We start from the raw sequence: 17,171 nt of genomic DNA, 5'->3' as shown, positions 1-17,171 counted from the left end.
TCTACCTCGGTGACCAAGTGTAGATCAGAACTCCACCGGCTCGAATGTGCGCCAAGCGCCGGCGAGCAACAATTCCAGCGGCCGGAACTGGGCCTTGTAGTCCATTTTCTCGGAGCCCGGGATCCAATAGCCGAGATAGAGATGGCCGAAGCCCGACGCGCGCGCCTGCTGAATGTGATCGAGGATTGTGTAGATGCCGAGCGAACGGCGGCTCTCTTCGGGGTCGAAGAACGAATAGACCATCGAAAGGCCGTCGCCGAGCACGTCGACTAGAGCCGCGCCGGCGAGGTCGCCGTTCTTTGGGCCGTCGCTGTAGCGATATTCAACGATGTGCGTGTGCACCGCCGTTTCTTCCACCATCGCGGCGTAATCGGAGAATGTCATGTCAGCCATGCCGCCTTCGGCGTGGCGCGAGGTGAGGTAGCGGCGCAGCAGCCAGAATTGTTCGTGGGTGGCCTCGGCGGGCTTCAGCGCGCGCGTCAGATCGGCGTTGCGCGTCATGATCTTGCGCCAGCGGCGATTGAATTCGAACCGTTCCACCGGCACGCGCGCGGAGATGCAGGCGTCGCAGCCTTCGCAGGACGGGCGGTAGGCAATGTTCTGCGAGCGGCGGAAACCGGAATCCGTCAGCAAATCGTGCAGGCTTTCGGCATCATAGCCGTCGAGCGCGGTAAAGACTTTCCGCTCGCGTTTGCCCGGCAGATAGGGGCAAGGCGAGGGCGCGGTCAGAAAGAACCTGAGGTTCTTGGTTGGAAACGGCTTGGTCACGCGAAATCCATCGTCGCCGAAGCTTGCAGATCGTCAAGAGAGCCGACGCATTGCGCGCCACCGTGCTTAACAAAGCCTTGCAACGTCCGCGCTATCCTCGTTCCGCCCTTAAAATGTGGTGAGATGGGCGCTTTGCCTCTCCAATCTGGGGAAAACTCTGCTACCGTAGCTCTCTGCCGTCCGGACTGGGGGAACGTTCGGCCCGAAACAGAGGAGAGCGCCATGGCGCAACCTGTGACGGCCATTCTTTCGCGCCAGGAAGAACTGGCCCGCAAAGCTCGCCTTTTCACGGGCGATGCGAATGAAGCGAGTTTGCTCGTCGGCCACGTCATCGGGCGTGCGCTCGACGGATTTCACGATGGTGTTCCCGAGGACGTGCTTGAACGCGCCATGCAGCGCGATCTCGACCGCATGATCGAACAGCTGCGGATTTCCGCGCGCACTTAGAGGTGTTCGCCGCGTCCGAGCGGATCGGGCAGAGCCTCGCCGTCGGCCACGAAGCTGAGCGACGCCGAATTGATGCAATAGCGCAGCCGCGTCGGTGGCGGGCCGTCTGGGAACACGTGGCCTTGGTGGCTGTCGCAGCGCGCGCAGCGGGTTTCGATGCGACGCATGCCGTAGGAATTGTCCTCAATGCCGACAACGTGGGCCGGATCATATGGACCAGTGAAACTCGGCCAGCCGGTGCCGCTCTCGAACTTGGCGTCCTGGCGGAACAGCGGCAGACCGCAAAGGCGGCAGCAATACACGCCAGCCTTCTTCTGATTGAGCAGGCCGCCGCAGAAGGGCGCTTCGGTGCCGTGATGCAGGAGCACGCGGCGCTCTTCCTCGTTCAAATCCGCTTCCAAGCGCAGACGGTCGTCGTCGCCTAGCGGACTGAGGTCGAAACCGGATTGGGAGAATGTCATAGGTTTATCCTGGGGGGCGGAGCCCAGTTCGTCCAGGTTTAGGCGCTGGTTACACGACCGTTTCGCGGTCGCCGTAGAGCTTGGCCAAGTGCGCCATCAGGCTCTGCGCGCCAGCGCGGATTTGCTCGTCGGTGAACTTGCTCGCGCGCAGGCGCTTGGCGGCGTCGGCGAGGCCTTTGGGCTCGATGCCCAGTTTGCGGCGATGCTTTTTGGCAAGGTGCTCGATCAGCATGTCGGCCTTCTCGATCGACGGCCCCATGATCGGCTTCAGCGTTTGCTCCAACTCTCGGACGAGCGGATCGGCTTTGCGCTTCGGCGTGGGCTTCTTGTTCGGCAGCGCCGCGGTCAGCAAGGCGCGGTCCTCGTGGGCGCGGACGAGGGCAAAGAGCTGCTTCAGTTCCGCGCGTGAACGGCCTTTGAAAGCCGTGCGCAGCAATTTGGCCTGGGCGGCGTCGAGTTTCATTGCGCGCGCCTCAGAATGGCGGCTGCGGCGTTGGTCAACGCTTCCTTGGCTGGGCGGCCGCCGACGCGCATCATCGCCGTGATATTGATGGGGTTGGCGGCAAAGCGATCAGTGGGCGCGGATTTGAGCACCGCCGAATAGGGGATTTCCTCGGAGAGGAGCGCCCCGCTGAAGAAGGGCGCGGCGTTGATCTCGCTGCGCGTTAGCGCGTCGGCGTCGCCAGTCTCGCCAGATCGGGTGCGGTCGTTCACGCCGTTCAGCAACACCGAGAATTCCGACGACCGCAAGGCTCTGCCTCTTACTTCGCGAACCACGTGTTCGAGCATGTTCAAACCGGTGAGCGAGTATTTCTCGGGGCGGACCGGGGCGATGATGTGGTCGGCGGTGGTGATGGCCAGCCGCGTTAAGAACGTCGCGCACGGATTGGAGTCGATCACCACCGCGTCATTGCGGGCGCGAAGCGCGGTCACCAGCGCGCGAAAGCGGGTGAAGGCTTCCGCTTTGTCGCGATCCGAACGGGTATCAAGGGTGAATTCAAACAGCCGCTCATCGCCTGCGACCAGCTCAAAATTCGCGTCCTTGCCCTTGCGGGCGCGGTTGAGAGGAATGGCTATGCCGCCAAGATCAATCGCGGGCACACTGTGTTCGCCGCGGGGGTTGAGCACGCCGTAAATGGTGTGATTGCGGTCGCGTATGCGGTGGCGTTCGCCCGGCGACAGGAAATATTGGGTGAGGTTGTGCTGGGGATCGAGGTCGATAAACGCGATCGATCGCTTGTTGGCCAAATGGGCGGCGGCAAACAAGTTGGCCGCCAGCACCGTTTTGCCCACGCCGCCCTTGATGTTGAGCATGGCGATCACCCGACCGCCGCTTTTTGCGGTACGGGCGGCGTCGGCGATTTTCGCCAACGCTTCGGTATGCGCGCCTTGGCTCAGGTCGACGGCCTGGCTGGTGTCGAGCGTGGCGTGGATCCAGGACTCCGCCGGCAGATCGCCGGTGTGCGCTACGATGATGTGCCGGCCGTTGTTGAGGGCGGCGGCGACCTCGCGCTGCAACCAGGGGCTCTCATGGCTCGCGCGTGAGGCGAGCACGACGACAATGTGGGATTCACCAATTGTCTGCACTAAAGCCGGCAGCTTTTCGGCCTGACGCAGTTCGCCGCCGGACGGCGTCACCGTCCAGCCGTTGCGTTCGAGCTCGGCGGCGATGGCGCGCGCCTGTTCCTCGTCGACCTGCTCGAAGGCGAGGTACGCATTCGCCATGAGAATTTAACCACCCCTGTTGGCGACCCTAGTCGGGCGCATTACGCCTTGTCCATGCGACCCCACAAATGGGGGCGCGGGCGGGAACCCCTACCGCCAAGCAAGAATTGCCGTGAGATGCCTGAACCGCTCCTGATCGACATGTTCCAGCGCCTGGCGATGGCTCTTGGCATCGGCTTCATGATCGGCATCGAGCGTGGGTGGCGCCATCGTGAGGCGCCGGAGGGCTCGCGCGCGGCAGGCTTGCGGACCCACGCGGTGATCGGCTTGGCCGGCGGGGTCGCCGGGGCGATGTTGCCGGCGTTGGGGCAGATCGGATTCGCGGCGCTGACGCTGGCCTTTGCGGCGGCGTTCATCATCTTCAAAGTCCGCGAGAGCCAGCACGACAACGATCTCTCCGTCACCGGCACGATTGCTGGACTGCTGGTGTTCGCGCTCGGCGCCTATGCGATGTGGGGCGATTTGCGCGTGGCGGCGGCGGTGGGCGTGACGCTGGTGGCGCTGCTGGCGTTCAAGGAGGCGCTGCACAGCTGGCTCGACAAGATCACTTGGAAAGAGCTGCGCTCGGCGCTGATCATTTTGGCGGCGACGGCGATCGCATTGCCATTGCTGCCCGACCGGACGGTCGATCCGTGGGGCGCGATCAATCCGCGAGAATTATGGCTGCTGACGATCCTCGTCGCAGGCGCCTCGTTCGCGGGTTACGTGGCGGTGCGTGTGCTCGGACGCGATGTGGGCGTCCTCGCCGGCGCGGCGGCCGGCTCGCTCGTTTCGTCCACTGTCGTCACAGCGGAATTGGGGCGCCAAGTTCGCAAAGGGGAAACGCAGACCACGATCGGCGGCGCTGCGGCTTCCATTGCCGCGGCGATTAGCATTGGCCGTGTTTGCGTCTTGCTTGCGATTACCGCGCCGCCGCTGTTGCGCGACGCGGGCCCGGCGCTGGTCGCGGCGGTTTTATCCTTTATCGGCGCAGCTTTTGCGATGCGGGCACTGGCTAAGGACGGCAGCAGCGGCGCCGCCGCGGAGAAGTTGCGCAGCCCGCTCGATCTCGTTTCCGTGGCGCAATTCGCGCTGTTTTTGGGCGCCGTGATCGTGGTGGGCCGCATCGTTTCGAGCACGTTTGGCGAAGCGGGCTTGTTGCCGTTCGCGGCGACGGCGGGTTTGGCCGACGTGGACGCGGTCACTTTGGCGGCTGGGAGCTTGGTGCGCGGGGGGCTGGAGGCCGCGATCGGCGCCCATGCAGTCATGGTCGCGGTGCTCATGAACACGTTAGCCAAGGGCGGCATCGCTTTGGTTACCGGCGGCTGGCGTTACGGAGCGCTCTATTTTGGCGCGGCGCTTGCAGCGACCGTCGCGGCCGCGGCGGTATGGTTCCTTGCGACGCCGCTTTTGGCGCCCATGTTCGGGTGAAGGGCCTCGCGCGGGCGGGCCGTCTTCGGTAGGTTGCGAGCATTATGCAGAAATGGACCCCCGCCGGCTGGCGCGCGAAACCCGCCAAGCACATCCCGACCGATTACCCGGACGCCGACGCGCTCACGCGCGTTGAGCAGACGCTGCGCTCGTATCCGCCGCTCGTGTTTGCGGGCGAAGCGCGCAATCTGAAGGCGCAGCTGGGCCAGGTGGCGCAGGGCAAGGCGTTTCTGCTGCAAGGCGGCGATTGCGCCGAGAGCTTCAAGGAATTCCACCCGGACAATATCCGCGACACCTTTCGTACGCTGATGGCGATGAGCGTCGTGCTGACGTTCGCGGCCTCGCGCCCGGTGGTGAAGGTCGGCCGGATCGCCGGTCAATTCGGCAAGCCGCGTTCGGAGCCGGTCGAGACCATCGATGGCGTGACGCTGCCGTCCTATCGCGGCGACAATATCAACGGCATGGAATTCACGCCGGAAGCGCGCATCCCCGATCCGGAGCGCTTGCTGAAGGCCTACGGCCAATCCGCCTCGACGCTGAACCTCATCCGCGCATTCGCGAATGGCGGTTACGCCGATCTGCACAACGTGCATCGCTGGATGGTGGGCTTCGTCGCCGATAGCCCGCAAGGCAAGCGCTATCAGGAAATCGCCGACCGCATCTCCGAAGCGGTGGCGTTCATGGGCGCCTGCGGGATCACGCCGGAAAGCGTGCCGCAGATGAAGCACGTGGACGTCTATACCAGCCACGAAGCCTTGCTGCTTGGCTACGAAGAGGCGATGACCCGCATCGATTCCACGAGCGGCGATTATTACGATACCAGCGCGCACATGCTTTGGATTGGCGACCGGACGCGTCAGCTCGACGGCGCGCACGTCGAATTCATGCGCGGCATCAAGAACCCGATCGGCATGAAGTGCGGCCCGTCGCTAGAGCCGGACGATTTGCTGCGTCTCATCGATGCGCTGAACCCGGCCAACGAGCCGGGCCGTCTCACGCTCATTGCGCGCTTTGGTTCGGACAAGGTCGAGGCCGGCCTGCCGAAACTCGTGCGCGCGGTGGTGAAGGAAGGCCGCAGCGTTGTGTGGTCGTGCGATCCGATGCACGGCAACACGCTGAAGACCGACAGCGGCTACAAGACCCGTCCGTTCGATCGCATTCTCTCGGAAGTGCGTTCGTTCACGGACATCTTGCCCGCCGAAGGCGCTTATCCGGGCGGCGTGCACGTCGAGATGACGGGCCAGCAGGTCACGGAATGCCTTGGGGGTGCGGCCGCTGTGACGGAAGGCGATCTTTCTAGCCGCTACCACACGCATTGCGACCCGCGCTTGAACGGCACGCAAGCGCTCGACCTGGCGTTCTTGATCGCTGAACAGCTGCGCGGCGCCCGGACCAACGGGAAGCAGGCGAAAGCCGGGTAATGAAGACGCTCCGTATCGCCGTGCAAATGGACCCCATCGAGACGATGGTGGTGCAGCGCGACACATCGCTCGCGCTGATGATCGAGGCGCAGAACCGGGGGCACGAGACTTGGTGGTTCACGCCGAACGATGTGTTCTTCGATACGGGCGTGGTGAAAGCGCGGGCGCGGCGCGTGTCGGTCAGTCTCAATGAATCCAAGCATTATGAGACGCACGAAACCGCGATCCGCGCGCTCGACGAATTCGACGTCATCCTGATCCGTCAGGATCCGCCCTTCGACATGGGCTATGTGTCGAACACCTATTTCTTGGAGCTGACCAAAGCGCGCGTGCTCAACCCGCCGCGTGCGGTGCGCAACATCTCCGAGAAGATGTCGATCATGTATTTCCCCGAACTCACGCCGAAGACGTGGGTCGGGCGCGATCTTGATGCGTTGGTGGATTTCGCCAAGCGCTTCGATCAGGTCGTGCTGAAAGTGCTCTACCTGATGGGCGGCGACGGCGTCATCAAACTCAAATCCAGCGATCCCGATTTTCGCGCGCGCGCCGGCAAGTTCATGGACGCGGCAGGGCGCGAGCCAATTCTCGCGCAAGAATTCTTGCCGGCCGTCAGCGGCGGCGACAAGCGGCTGTTCGTGCTCGATGGCGAACCCTTCGGCGCTGTGCGTCGCATGCCGCAGGGCGGAGATTTCCGCGCCAACCTGCATGCTGGCGGTATCGCTGAAGCGGCTGAGGTGGACGACAATGATCGTCGCATCGCGGCAGCTGTCGCGCCGCTGCTCAAGCAAGAAGGCATTCTCTTCGCCGGCCTCGACGTCATCGCCGGCAAGCTCATCGAGATCAACGTGACCTCGCCAACGCTCGTGCAAGAACTCAAACGCTTCACTGGCCTCGATCTGCCCAAAGCGTTTTGGGACAAGGTCGAAGGCTTGGACTAAGACGCCGCCGCGAACGCGATGATCAGCACTGCCGCGGCGATGTTGAGCCCCAAGCCGACCGTGAGCATGCGTTTCAGCGTCAACAATCCAGATGAATAAGCGATCGCATTGGGCGCTGTCGCCACCGGCAGCATGAAGGCGAAGCTTGCGGCGATCGCCACGGGAAACGCCAGCGGTTGCAGCGGCGTGTCGGTCGCGCTGGCGACGGCGGCGACCACCGGCAACATCGATGTCAGCGTAGCGACGTTGCTTGCGAGTTCGGAGATGAGAATGGTCGCCACGACCAGCACAGCCACCAAGCCGAGTGCGGAGACGCCGTCGAGACCCGCGATCCAATCGCCGATCCAGCTGGCGAGGCCCGTGCTTTCCATGGCGCCCGCGAGCGAGAGCCCGCCGCCGAACAACACCGCGATGCCCCAAGGAATGCGCTCAGCCGTCTTCCAGTCCAGAAGCTTTTCCTCGCGCGAACGGCCCGAAGGGATGAAGAAAAGCGCCAGCGCGCCGATGATGGCGATGCCGGTGTCGGTGAGCGCGCTGAGCCCTGGCAACTCCACCAATAAGGTGCGCGTCATCCACGCAAGCGCGACCAGTGCGAACACGATGCCGATGCGAATCTCGGGCTGAGTCATGGGGCCAAGCGCCTTGAGCGCGTCTTTCACGACGGCGCCGATGGCGTCGAATTTGGCGTGCGCCGTGCGGCCAAACAGCGGCCAGCACAGGAAGAACCAGGCCAACACCAGCATAGGCAAGACGAGCGGAAGCGCCTTCGCCATCCAGTCGATGAAGGCGATTGGCTCACCTGCGCGTTCGAAGAATGCGATGCCGATGAGATTGGTGGGCGACCCCACGGGCGTGCCGACGCCGCCAATACTGGCTGCATGCGCCACGCCGAGCGTCAGCGCGCCGCCCAGCGCCATGTCTGGCTTGCCGTCGATGGAAAGCGCCCGCGCCGCGCCAATGGCGATGGGGGCGAGCATCAACGTGGTCGCCGTATTCGAAATCCACATCGAAATCAGCGCCGACGCGATCATAAAGCCCGCGACCAGCGCGATTGGTCGTCCGCCGGCGATTGAGGCGATCGACAGCGCGATACGTTCGTGCAGTCTCCAGCGCTCAACGCAGGCTGCCAGGATGAAGCCGCCGATGAAGAGATAAACGATCGGGTCGGCGTAGGGCGCGGCGGCGTCCTTCATGCTGCCCGCGCCCAATAAGGGCAGGGCGGCCAGCGGCAGCAGCGCCGTGGCGGCGATCGGAATGGCCTCCGTCACCCACCAGATCACCATCAGCGCCGCCAATGACACGACGCGCCACGCTTCCGGGGAGAGCCCGTCCGGGGCTGGCATGAATTGGAGGCCGATCGCAACGGCAGGCCCCAGGATCAGGCCCACCCAACGACCGATCCGGCCAAAGCCAGTCTCCTCGACTGCAATGTCGGCTTGGCTCAAGACGCTTCCCCCGCCGGCGTGACTCGCCGATCGCGCGCATCCTGCCCACGTCGGCTGTACCGTCAAATTTTTCGGATGGAGTCGTTACCAAAGCCGCTTACGGGCGAATGCGTGGCCGGAGCCTGATTTGAGATATTTCTCAAAAGCCTCAGCTTGCAGCCTGTTTGTGAAAGCGATGTAGGTAACCAACCGCCAGGGCTTGAACTTTGACGTATGGGGCGATTTGCCGGCGTTGTGATCGGCCAGCCGGGAATCTAGGTCGCTGGTCGCCCCGACGTATCGCTGTGTCGGGTTCGAGACGCTGTTGAGCAGATACACGAAGTGCATTTTGGGGCGGCCCTCCTACGCCAAAGGCTTCGGAGGGCATCCTGCTTCGCACCGCTCATCTGTTCTAGCCAGTCCTGCGAAGCCCGCACGGGCGAAGCAGGATGGTGCCCCAGGCCCGACTCGAACGGGCACGTAGTTGCCTACGGCAGATTTTGAGTCTGCTGCGTCTACCGATTCCGCCACTGGGGCATTGGGCCAACGGCGCGGGGCAGGAGCGTTAGGGCCCGTTGGCCGGACTGTCAATTTGGCAGGCTGGCTTTAACGCCTCTGCGGTAAGCGGCAGCTGACGCCCTGCGCCGCTCCGTGCTAGGGCCGAGCCGCGATCGTCGTCCGGAAGGCAAGCATGACATCCACGCCTGACATGGTTCGGGACGACCCGAGCCGGAGCTTTATCAACGTGCTCCAAGCCATTGATGCGGGCGCGGGGGAGGATGGCGTCAAGGTTTCGGGCATCGTCGATCGGCTCGACGAGCGCGCGTTCGGCTTGCTGATCCTGCTCCTAACAATCCCGTGTCTGGTTCCGGGCCTCCCGGGCGCACAGGTCATCGCCGTCGGCATATTCTTGCTGGCGCTGCAGGTGGTTGTCGGCCGACGTGAGCCGTGGCTGCCGGGCTGGTTCCTGCGGGCGCACGTGCGCAAGAGCTGGCTCTCCGCAATCGCCGGCTTCGCCGACAAGCGTTTACGGTGGACCGAACAATTGGCGCGTCCGCGTTGGCGGTTCCTGGCGACAGGCCTGGGGGAGCGCCTTGCGGCGCTGATCATGGCGCTGGCCGCCCTCACGGTGATGCTGCCGATCACCAACACAATTCCCTCTATCGCGCTGACATTGCTGTCGCTTGGCCTCATTCAGCGGGATGGGCTGTTCACGCTGGCAGGCGCCGCGGTCGCGCTGGGCTGGGTGAGTTTACTCGGGGCCCTAATCGCGGGCTTGGCGTTTGGCGCCGGATTCGCGGTCGACTTCGTCGCCGCGCACGCGCCCTGGCTGCTTCAATGGTTTGAGCGATGAGTGCGGCTTGGCGCCACGGCGGCGCCTATTGGACCCCCAGCTAGGAATACACATGGCTCTGTTAGACCGACTGCGTCCGATCTGGCCGGTTTTGGCTTTGCTGGCCTCCGCAGCGATGTTGGCGACGGCGCATGCCTTTCAGCGTTTCGGCGGCCTCTATCCATGCCCGCTCTGTCTCGATCAGCGCAATTGGCATTGGGCGGTGGTCGGCGTGAGCGCGTTGTGCTTCGCCGTGCTTCGGATGCGGCCCAATCTGGCCCGCTGGATGGCGGCGCTGATCGGCCTTGTCTTCATCGGCAGCATGGGCATGGCGCTGTATCACGTCGCCGTGGAGCAGCATTGGGTTGTCGCCACCTGCGATGCGCGCATCGACGCAGACAACCTATCATTCGACCTCGACGCGCCGGTTGTCGCGCCGAAATGCGATGAGATCGCTTGGCAAATGTTTGGGATTTCGATGGCCGGCTACAACGCGATCGTGTCGGCCCTCTTGGCGATCGCCTCGTTCGCCATAGCTCTGAGTCCGGAGCGCAAAGCATGAGACCACATCCACCGATGCCGGGCGAGAACGCTCGCGACCGCGAAATTGGATCGATGATCCGCGTCGACCACGCGGGCGAGTTCGGCGCGGTGCAGATTTACCGCGGCCAACGCGCGGTGTTCGAGCGGATCCAGGGCAAGCAGCACGCCGCGCGACTGATCGCGGACATGGAGGCGGGCGAGCAGGAGCATCTGGCCACTTTCGATCGCCTCATCGCCGAGCGAAACGTGCGCCCCACCGTGATGGCGCCGATTTGGCGCGTGGCCGGTTTCGGTTTGGGAGCTGCGACGGCCTTGCTGGGCGAGGAAGCGGCGCACGCCTGCACCGAAGCCGTCGAAGAAGTGATCGAAGAGCATTACGGACGCCAGAGTGCGGCGCTTGAGGGCGTCGACGAGGAATTGAAACACGTCGTTGACAAGTTCCGCGAAGACGAGATCGCGCATAAGGATACGGCCGTCGAACAAGGCGCGCGCAACGCGCCCGGTTATCCAGTGTTGTCGGCGCTGATCAAAATCGGTTGCCGCGCCGCAATCCGAATCTCCGAGAGAATATGAACGCGCCCGCCCTCGTGCGTCGTGCGCGCGACGACGAAAACCCGCAGGTCGCGGCGATCTTGACCGACGCCTTCGTCGACGAGGACGGCCTGAATTATTGGCTCAAGCAGGGCGCGGTGAAGGATCGCGTGCGTAAGCGCTTTTTCGACGCCGCCGTGCGCAATGTCGTGCATCCCAAGCGCGAATTGTGGATCGCCGAAGCGGATGGGCGTCAGCTTGGCGCAGCACTCTGGTTGCCGCCGGGCGCGAAGGCGTTTGATTACACGTTCGTCGAGCAGATCGTGATGACGCCGTTGCTGCTGTCGATCGCGGGCGTCGAGGGCATGGCGCGCGCGATGGATCTCGGCAAGCGCCTCTCGACTCATCATCCGCACGCACCGCACGCGCATCTGAGCTTTCTTGGCGTGCACTCAAGCGCGCAAGGGCATGGTGTCGGCTCTGCGATCCTTAAGCACACTTTGGCGCTCGTGGATGAGAAGGGTTTGCCTGCCTATCTGGAAGCATCCATCCCGCGCAATGTCGCGCTCTATCAACGGCATGGCTTCGAGATTACTGGCGAGTTCGAACTGCCGAACCTGCATTTCTGGTGCATGACGCGCCCGCCGCGTTAATCGCCGGGCTTTTCGCCCGTGGATTGCTCTTTTGTACCGAGCGCATCGGCAAGCCGGGTTTTCGCGGCGCCGGGCCGCAACGGCTTTTGCTGGCTCTCATGCGGCGCCCAGCCTGTCGCGGTGAGAATCTCAAACGTGGCGCGCACGCGATCATCCGCATCGCTGAAGCGCGCACGATAAATCTCGAATGCGCGGGCGAGGATGCGCCGGCTCAACCCGCGCGGGCTGCGTTCTGCGAGCGCCGCCGTTTCGCCCATCGCCCTGAGATCGGCCAACAGGCGCATCGGCTCGCCGTAGCGGACGACGAGCAGATCACGGTCGGCCGCCGGTAGCGCATAGCCTGCGCGCTGCAGCAGGCCGGCGATGTCCTGCAGATCCGCGAACGGGGCGACGCGAGGGCCGGCGCCGCCGGTCAGTTCGGATTCCGCTTCGATGAGCGCCAAGCGCAACTCGTGCAAGGTTTCTCCGCCAAACAACGAGGCCAGCAGCAAGCCATCCGGCTTCAGCGCCAAGCGTAATTGAATCAGCGCCCCTGGCAGATCGTTGACCCAATGCAGTGCTAGCGGCGACACGATCAAATCGAAGGCGCGCGGGGCGTAGGGCAAATGCTCTGGATCAATCTCCGCCAGATTGGCTTCGACCACGTGTCCCACACGCGCCGCCAGTTCCGGTCGCGCCGCGATCTCCTCCGAAAACAAGCCTTCGCCGCCCAGCGCCAGCACGCGTGGAAACGGACGTGGGATCGCTTCAAGTCGATCGGCCAGGTCCGCGGCCACACGTTCGTGCAAAAACGAAGCGTCGCGAAAGGTTGCGCGGGCGCGGCGCTTGCGTTGTCGCACAAGCCGTGGCTCGAATGGGCGGGGAGCATTCATTGCGCGCATCCTATCGCCCAAGCGCCGCTTTCCGGAAACGTGGCGCGATCTCGCGGCTGTCGGACCTGATCTGGCCGCCGCGCTCGCTCTTGTCCGAGCAGATCGTCGATCGCCCGGGCGTGATCGAGCCGGCGCTTTGGGGCGCACTCCAATTCCTGGGCGATCCGCAATGCAGCCGCTGCGGCTTCCCCCTGCCGAGTGATCCCGGCGCCTTTGGCATCTGCGGCGCTTGTGCGGGACGCAAGCCAGCCTATGACACGGCGCGCGCCGCGCTCGCCTATGACGACAACGCCCGCAAGCTCGTTCTGGACCTGAAGCACGGCGGACGCCGTGACGGGCTCCCGGTTTTCGCGCGCTGGATGGGGGCGGCTGCGCGCGAGGCGCTGGCGCGGGCCGATTTGATCGCCCCAACGCCCATGCACTGGACCCGATTGGCGACCCGCAGTTTCAACCAGGCCGCTTGGTTGGCCCAAGCGCTTGCCCAGGCCAGCGGCAAGCCCTGGAAACCCGGCGCGCTGGCGCGGGTGAAGCGGCGCAAGAGCCAGGCCGGGCTTTCCGCCTCGGAACGCCGGCGCAATGTCGGCGGGGCGATCAAGGCGCGGGGGCGCTATGCCGGAAAGACTATCCTTGTGGTGGATGACGTTTTCACCACAGGAGCGACATTGGAGGCGTGCGCCCGCGCTCTGCGTAAGGCTGGCGCTGCTGAAGTCCATGCCGTGACCCTGGCGCGGGTGGTTCGGCCGACTGATATTACGCTCTAGGAGGTGTTGAGTCGGTTATGCGGCCAGTTGTCGTCTATACGCGCGCCTATTGCGGCTATTGCTCCCGCGCGATGGAATTGCTGCGGCGCAAGGGCGTGCAGGTCACGGAAATCGACGCCACTTCCGATCCGGAGAAACGTCAGGAGATGATCCAGCGCTCCGGCCGATGGACCTTCCCGCAGATATTCGTGGGCGACACGCATGTCGGCGGCTGTGACGATTTGCACGCATTAGAGCGCGACGGCGGCCTCGACCCGCTGCTATCGGGAACCTGATGCGTAGACTTCGTACCGCCGTCGTGCAGTTGCGTTCGGGCATCGAGCCCGCCGCGAACCGCGCCGCCGCCATGCCGCTCTTGCGCGAGGCCGCGTCCGCCGGTGCGCGCCTGATCGCGACGCCGGAAAACACCACGCGCATGGACCGCAATCGCGCGCGCATGTTTGCGGCCGTGGGGCCCGAGAAGGGCGATCCAGAATTGTTGGCCTGGGGCCGCGCCGCGCAAGAACTCGGCGTGTGGCTGCTGATGGGCTCGGGTCCGATCGCGGCCGGCGACGGCAAAGTGTTCAACCGCTCGTTTTTCTTCGATCCCGACGGCAGAATTGTCGCCCGCTACGACAAGATCAATTTGTTCGACGTCACGCTCGGCGGCACGGAGAATTATCGCGAGAGCGACACCGTGCAGGGCGGCGGCCAAGCTGTTGTCGTCGAGGGGCCGATGGGCGCGAAGCTCGGTCTCACCATTTGCTATGACGTGCGTTTTGCGCCGCTCTATGCATCGCTGGCGCGCGCGGGCGCGGAGATCATCGCGGTGCCAGCCGCCTTCACCGTGCCGACGGGCCAAGCGCATTGGGAAATTCTGCTACGTGCACGTGCGATTGAAACGGGTTCGTTCGTCATCGCGCCGGCGCAGGGTGGACAGCACGAGGACGGCCGCGCGACCTGGGGTCATTCGATGATCATCGACCCCTGGGGAAAGGTGTTGGCGCAGCTCGACCACGATGAGCCCGGCTTGATCATCGCTGATCTCGACTTAGATGAGGTCGCCAGCGCGCGGGCGAGAATCCCGGCGTGGCAAGGCGGGAGGGAATTCAAGGCGCCATGATCCGCTACGATTTGCGGTGCGACAACGGCGACGAGTTCGAAGCGTGGTTCGGCTCGATCGCCGATTACGACAAGCAGGCTGCGTCCGGCTTGGTGGAATGCCCCCATTGTGGTTCCAAGCATGTCGAGAAAGCGCCGATGGCGCCGTCGGTGGTGACGGGGCGCAAGAAGGACGCGCGCAAAGAGCGCGCCGTCGCCATGGCTATGGCGGCCAAGGTGCGCGAGCACATCCGGGAGAATTTCGACTATGTCGGCGATAAGTTCGCCGATGAGGCGCGGAAGATTCATGCCGGCGAAAGCGAAGAACGTGCGATCTGGGGCGAGGCCACGCCGGAGCAGGCCCGCGAGCTCGCCGAAGAGGGGATCGCGGCGGCCCCCTTGCCAGCGGACCTTGCGCCAACGCCGCCGAAGAAGCTCAACTGACGCAGGCGCGCTTGACGTAGATCAATGCCTTCGACCGGCGGCGCGGGCCATCTGCGCCGTGTGGATACGAGATTTCTAAAATACGCTGAGCAGAGCGCCCCGCGCTATACGAGCTATCCGACCGCCCCGCATTTCAACGCGTCCGTCGACGGACGCGTTTACCTTGACTGGCTTGCCGAACTGCCGGCGGACGCTTCGCTTTCACTCTATCTGCACACGCCCTATTGCCGCGAGATGTGCTGGTATTGCGGCTGCCACGCCTTCTCGGTGAAGCGCGATGAACCGGTGGCGCAATTCGTCGAGGCGATCCAAACCGAGATCGACGCCGTCGCAGCCGCCATAGCCGCGCGGCATGTGACGGAAATCCATTGGGGCGGCGGTACGCCCAATTCGCTGAGCCCTGAGCGCTTCGAGGCTATCGCCGCCCATTTGGCGCAGCGCTTTGATGTGAGCGCCTGCGAACGCCACGCCGTCGAGATTGATCCGCGCTTGCTGACCCCGGAGCACGTCGCCGCGATGGCGCGCATCGGCGTGAACCGCGCTTCGCTCGGCGTACAGGATTTCGACGACGCGGTGCAGCGCGCCATCGGGCGGGTGCAGCCGTTCGAGCAGGTGCGCGACGCGGCGGCGATGCTGCGTGCAGGCGGCGTGGAGGCGCTGAGCTTCGACCTGATGTATGGCCTGCCGCAGCAGACGCTCGATAGCGTGCGGCGCACGGCGGAAATGGCGCTGTCGTTGAAGCCGGCGCGCTTCTCGGTGTTCGGCTATGCGCATGTGCCGTGGTTCAAGACTCGCCAGCGTTTGATTGACAGCGCCGCCCTCCCAGGGGCCGCCGCGCGGCACGACTTGGCGGAGGCGATCCGCGAGACGCTCGCGTCCGCCGGCTATGTTGAAATCGGCTACGATCACTACGCCCGCCCCGACGATCCCATTGCCATAGCGGCTGAGGGCGGCCTCCTTGCGCGCAATTTTCAGGGCTTCGTCGAGACGTCCTGCGATGCGCTGATTGGGCTCGGCCCTTCGGCCATCTCCACCTTGCCGCAAGGCTATGCTCAGAACGAGCCCGAGGTCGGCGCTTGGCGAAAGGCCGTCATGGATGGCGGCTTCGCCACCAAGCGGGGCAGGGGACTGACTGATGAGGATCGCCGTCGGCGCGAGCTGATCATGCGCTTGTTGTGTGATTTTGAGCTGGACCTCGCCGGGTATGGCGGGCTGGCCGCGTTCCCGGAGGCCGCAAGCGAGCTTAGGGCGCTGGCGGCCGACGGATTAGTCGAATTGGCGGAGGACCGGATCGCAGTGCCGAACGCTGCGCGCGCTTTCGCCAGATTGGCGGCTCAGACCTTCGATGCGTATAGGGATACCGGCACGGCGCGGCATTCGCGGGCGGTGTAGGGTGCCGCTTGCCTCTGCGCCCCGGCCTCTCTATATCCCCGGCTCACTTCGCACGCGGGAGCGGCGGGGCGGTCTGAAAGCGGCCGTTTCCTCCATCCGGTCTGGGGCAACCCAGGTTCTCCCGTGGCGGCAAACCGGAAAAGGAACGACATATGGCGCTGCCTGAATTCAGCATGCGTCAGCTCTTGGAAGCTGGCGCGCACTTTGGTCACCAGACCCACCGTTGGAACCCGAAGATGGATCGCTACATCTTCGGCGAAAAAGCCAACATCCACATTCTCGACCTGTCGCAGACGGTGCCGTTGCTGCACCAAGCGCTGCTGAAGGTGCGCGAAGTCGCCGCGAACGGCGGCCGGGTGCTGTTCGTCGGCACCAAGCGCCAAGCCGCGGATCAGATCAAAGCGGCGGCGCAACGCTCGGCCCAGTATTTTGTGAACTCGCGCTGGCTCGGCGGCACGCTGACGAACTGGCAAACGGTGTCGAAGTCGATCGCGCGTCTGCGCGAGCTGCAGAACATCATCGACGGCGGCGGCGTGGGCCTCACCAAGCGTGAAGTGCTGAACCTGACGCGCGAACGCGACAAACTCGATCGCTCGCTCGGCGGCATCGCGCTGATGGGCGGCGTGCCGGATCTGATGTTCGTGATCGACACCAACAAGGAAGCGATCGCCATTCAGGAAGCCAAGAAGCTTGGCATCCCGGTTGTCGCCATCGTCGACAGCAATTGCGATCCGGATGAAGTCACGTTCCCGATCCCGGGCAATGACGACGCCGCGCGCGCGATCCAGCTCTATTGCGACCTGATCGCCGACGCGATCCTCGACGGTCTCACGGAAAACCAAGTCCGTGGCGGTCGCGATATCGGCGCTTCGGAGCGTCCGCCGGTCGAAGCGGCGGTTCGCGAAGAACGTCCGCCGGTCCCGGTCGAAAGCCCGATGGATGGCCCGACCGGCGCGAATTACTGACAC

At 64.3% G+C, this 17,171-nt stretch carries 21 protein-coding genes and 1 tRNA gene; 14 read left to right on the top strand and 8 right to left on the bottom strand.

What is annotated here, in order from left to right:
* Positions 1-24: 24 nt before the first annotated feature.
* On the bottom strand, positions 25-768 hold the full coding sequence (locus tag VF769_RS02430; protein ID WP_331006775.1) for an arginyltransferase: 744 nt from the start codon (positions 766-768) through the stop codon (positions 25-27).
* 222 nt (positions 769-990) lie between these two features.
* Here VF769_RS02430 and VF769_RS02425 point away from each other — a divergent pair, with 222 nt between their 5' ends.
* Entirely contained in the window at positions 991-1,215 is a 225-nt protein-coding gene (locus VF769_RS02425; protein ID WP_331006774.1) for a hypothetical protein, read from the top strand.
* Here the strand turns inward: VF769_RS02425 and msrB are convergent.
* From msrB to VF769_RS02410, 3 genes are read right to left on the bottom strand one after another with little or no spacing between them, the layout of a single operon-like run.
* The gene (gene msrB / locus VF769_RS02420) at positions 1,212-1,676 is read right to left on the bottom strand and encodes a peptide-methionine (R)-S-oxide reductase MsrB (protein ID WP_331006773.1); all 465 of its coding nucleotides are present in this window, start codon (positions 1,674-1,676) and stop codon (positions 1,212-1,214) included. The genes VF769_RS02425 and msrB overlap by 4 nt on opposite strands.
* Positions 1,677-1,725: 49 nt before the next feature.
* Positions 1,726-2,139 (bottom strand): hypothetical protein, encoded by a 414-nt coding sequence (locus VF769_RS02415; RefSeq protein ID WP_331006772.1) that lies wholly within the window; start codon positions 2,137-2,139, stop codon positions 1,726-1,728.
* The gene (locus VF769_RS02410) at positions 2,136-3,401 is read right to left on the bottom strand and encodes an AAA family ATPase (RefSeq protein WP_331006771.1); all 1,266 of its coding nucleotides are present in this window, start codon (positions 3,399-3,401) and stop codon (positions 2,136-2,138) included. Before VF769_RS02410 ends, VF769_RS02415 begins: the two co-directional genes overlap by 4 nt.
* 117 nt (positions 3,402-3,518) lie before the next feature.
* Between VF769_RS02410 and VF769_RS02405 the strand changes: the two genes are divergently transcribed.
* Genes VF769_RS02405 through gshB form a run of 3 tightly spaced genes read left to right on the top strand, consistent with a single transcriptional unit; the run spans position 3,519 to position 7,170 of the window.
* The gene (locus VF769_RS02405) at positions 3,519-4,811 is read left to right on the top strand and encodes an MgtC/SapB family protein (protein WP_331006770.1); all 1,293 of its coding nucleotides are present in this window, start codon (positions 3,519-3,521) and stop codon (positions 4,809-4,811) included.
* A 41-nt stretch (positions 4,812-4,852) separates the two neighbouring features.
* Positions 4,853-6,232, top strand: a complete 1,380-nt coding sequence (locus tag VF769_RS02400; protein WP_349258083.1) for a class II 3-deoxy-7-phosphoheptulonate synthase — start codon at positions 4,853-4,855, stop codon at positions 6,230-6,232.
* Positions 6,232-7,170: a glutathione synthase gene (gene gshB, locus VF769_RS02395; RefSeq protein WP_331006768.1), complete on the top strand. Its 939-nt coding sequence runs from the start codon at positions 6,232-6,234 to the stop codon at positions 7,168-7,170. Before VF769_RS02400 ends, gshB begins: the two co-directional genes overlap by 1 nt.
* On the opposite strand, the gene VF769_RS02390 is transcribed toward gshB, so the two are convergent.
* The 3 genes from VF769_RS02390 to VF769_RS02385 all read right to left on the bottom strand — a co-directional run bounded on the left by VF769_RS02390 (position 7,167) and on the right by VF769_RS02385 (position 9,131).
* Entirely contained in the window at positions 7,167-8,615 is a 1,449-nt protein-coding gene (locus tag VF769_RS02390; protein WP_331006767.1) for a DASS family sodium-coupled anion symporter, read from the bottom strand. The genes gshB and VF769_RS02390 overlap by 4 nt on opposite strands.
* A gap of 84 nt (positions 8,616-8,699) precedes the next feature.
* The gene (locus VF769_RS18410; RefSeq protein ID WP_349258081.1) at positions 8,700-8,942 is read right to left on the bottom strand and encodes a GIY-YIG nuclease family protein; all 243 of its coding nucleotides are present in this window, start codon (positions 8,940-8,942) and stop codon (positions 8,700-8,702) included.
* 102 nt (positions 8,943-9,044) lie between these two features.
* Positions 9,045-9,131, bottom strand: a tRNA-Leu gene (locus VF769_RS02385).
* Between the two features lie 154 nt (positions 9,132-9,285).
* Here VF769_RS02385 and VF769_RS02380 point away from each other — a divergent pair.
* Genes VF769_RS02380 through VF769_RS02365 form a run of 4 tightly spaced genes read left to right on the top strand, consistent with a single transcriptional unit; the run spans position 9,286 to position 11,654 of the window.
* Positions 9,286-9,948, top strand: coding sequence for an exopolysaccharide biosynthesis protein (locus VF769_RS02380; RefSeq protein WP_331006766.1), 663 nt, complete (start codon positions 9,286-9,288; stop codon positions 9,946-9,948).
* 52 nt (positions 9,949-10,000) lie between these two features.
* Entirely contained in the window at positions 10,001-10,489 is a 489-nt protein-coding gene (locus VF769_RS02375) for a disulfide bond formation protein B (RefSeq protein WP_331006765.1), read from the top strand.
* A complete protein-coding gene (locus VF769_RS02370; RefSeq protein WP_331006764.1) occupies positions 10,486-11,043 on the top strand; it encodes a demethoxyubiquinone hydroxylase family protein in 558 nt (185 codons plus the stop codon). Before VF769_RS02375 ends, VF769_RS02370 begins: the two co-directional genes overlap by 4 nt.
* The gene (locus VF769_RS02365) at positions 11,040-11,654 is read left to right on the top strand and encodes a GNAT family N-acetyltransferase (RefSeq protein WP_331006763.1); all 615 of its coding nucleotides are present in this window, start codon (positions 11,040-11,042) and stop codon (positions 11,652-11,654) included. The genes VF769_RS02370 and VF769_RS02365 overlap by 4 nt, the downstream gene beginning before the upstream one ends.
* On the opposite strand, the gene VF769_RS02360 is transcribed toward VF769_RS02365, so the two are convergent.
* The gene (locus VF769_RS02360) at positions 11,651-12,526 is read right to left on the bottom strand and encodes a methyltransferase domain-containing protein (protein ID WP_331006762.1); all 876 of its coding nucleotides are present in this window, start codon (positions 12,524-12,526) and stop codon (positions 11,651-11,653) included. The two genes, VF769_RS02365 and VF769_RS02360, sit on opposite strands and share 4 nt — an antisense overlap.
* On the opposite strand from VF769_RS02360, the gene VF769_RS02355 reads away from it, so the two are divergent.
* The 6 genes from VF769_RS02355 to rpsB all read left to right on the top strand — a co-directional run bounded on the left by VF769_RS02355 (position 12,526) and on the right by rpsB (position 17,168).
* Positions 12,526-13,287, top strand: a complete 762-nt coding sequence (locus VF769_RS02355) for a ComF family protein (RefSeq protein WP_331006761.1) — start codon at positions 12,526-12,528, stop codon at positions 13,285-13,287. The two genes, VF769_RS02360 and VF769_RS02355, sit on opposite strands and share 1 nt — an antisense overlap.
* Before the next feature lie 17 nt (positions 13,288-13,304).
* Complete coding sequence (gene grxC, locus VF769_RS02350) at positions 13,305-13,562, top strand: glutaredoxin 3 (protein ID WP_331006760.1); 258 nt, start codon at positions 13,305-13,307, stop codon at positions 13,560-13,562.
* On the top strand, positions 13,562-14,389 hold the full coding sequence (locus tag VF769_RS02345; protein WP_331006759.1) for a carbon-nitrogen hydrolase family protein: 828 nt from the start codon (positions 13,562-13,564) through the stop codon (positions 14,387-14,389). Before grxC ends, VF769_RS02345 begins: the two co-directional genes overlap by 1 nt.
* Entirely contained in the window at positions 14,386-14,811 is a 426-nt protein-coding gene (locus VF769_RS02340) for a DUF1178 family protein (RefSeq protein WP_331006758.1), read from the top strand. Before VF769_RS02345 ends, VF769_RS02340 begins: the two co-directional genes overlap by 4 nt.
* 24 nt (positions 14,812-14,835) lie before the next feature.
* Positions 14,836-16,203 (top strand): oxygen-independent coproporphyrinogen III oxidase, encoded by a 1,368-nt coding sequence (gene hemN, locus VF769_RS02335; RefSeq protein WP_331006757.1) that lies wholly within the window; start codon positions 14,836-14,838, stop codon positions 16,201-16,203.
* A gap of 152 nt (positions 16,204-16,355) precedes the next feature.
* Positions 16,356-17,168 carry a 30S ribosomal protein S2 gene (gene rpsB, locus VF769_RS02330; RefSeq protein WP_331006756.1) on the top strand — a complete coding sequence of 271 codons (813 nt, stop codon included), beginning with the start codon at positions 16,356-16,358 and terminating at the stop codon, positions 17,166-17,168.
* Positions 17,169-17,171 lie beyond the last annotated feature (3 nt).

Origin of the sequence: Vitreimonas sp., assembly GCF_036392335.1 — a bacterium.
Taxonomy (GTDB): Bacteria; Pseudomonadota; Alphaproteobacteria; order Caulobacterales; family Aquidulcibacteraceae; genus Vitreimonas.
Note: the sequence above shows the minus strand (reverse complement) of the source record. Positions and strands in the feature narration are given on the sequence as shown.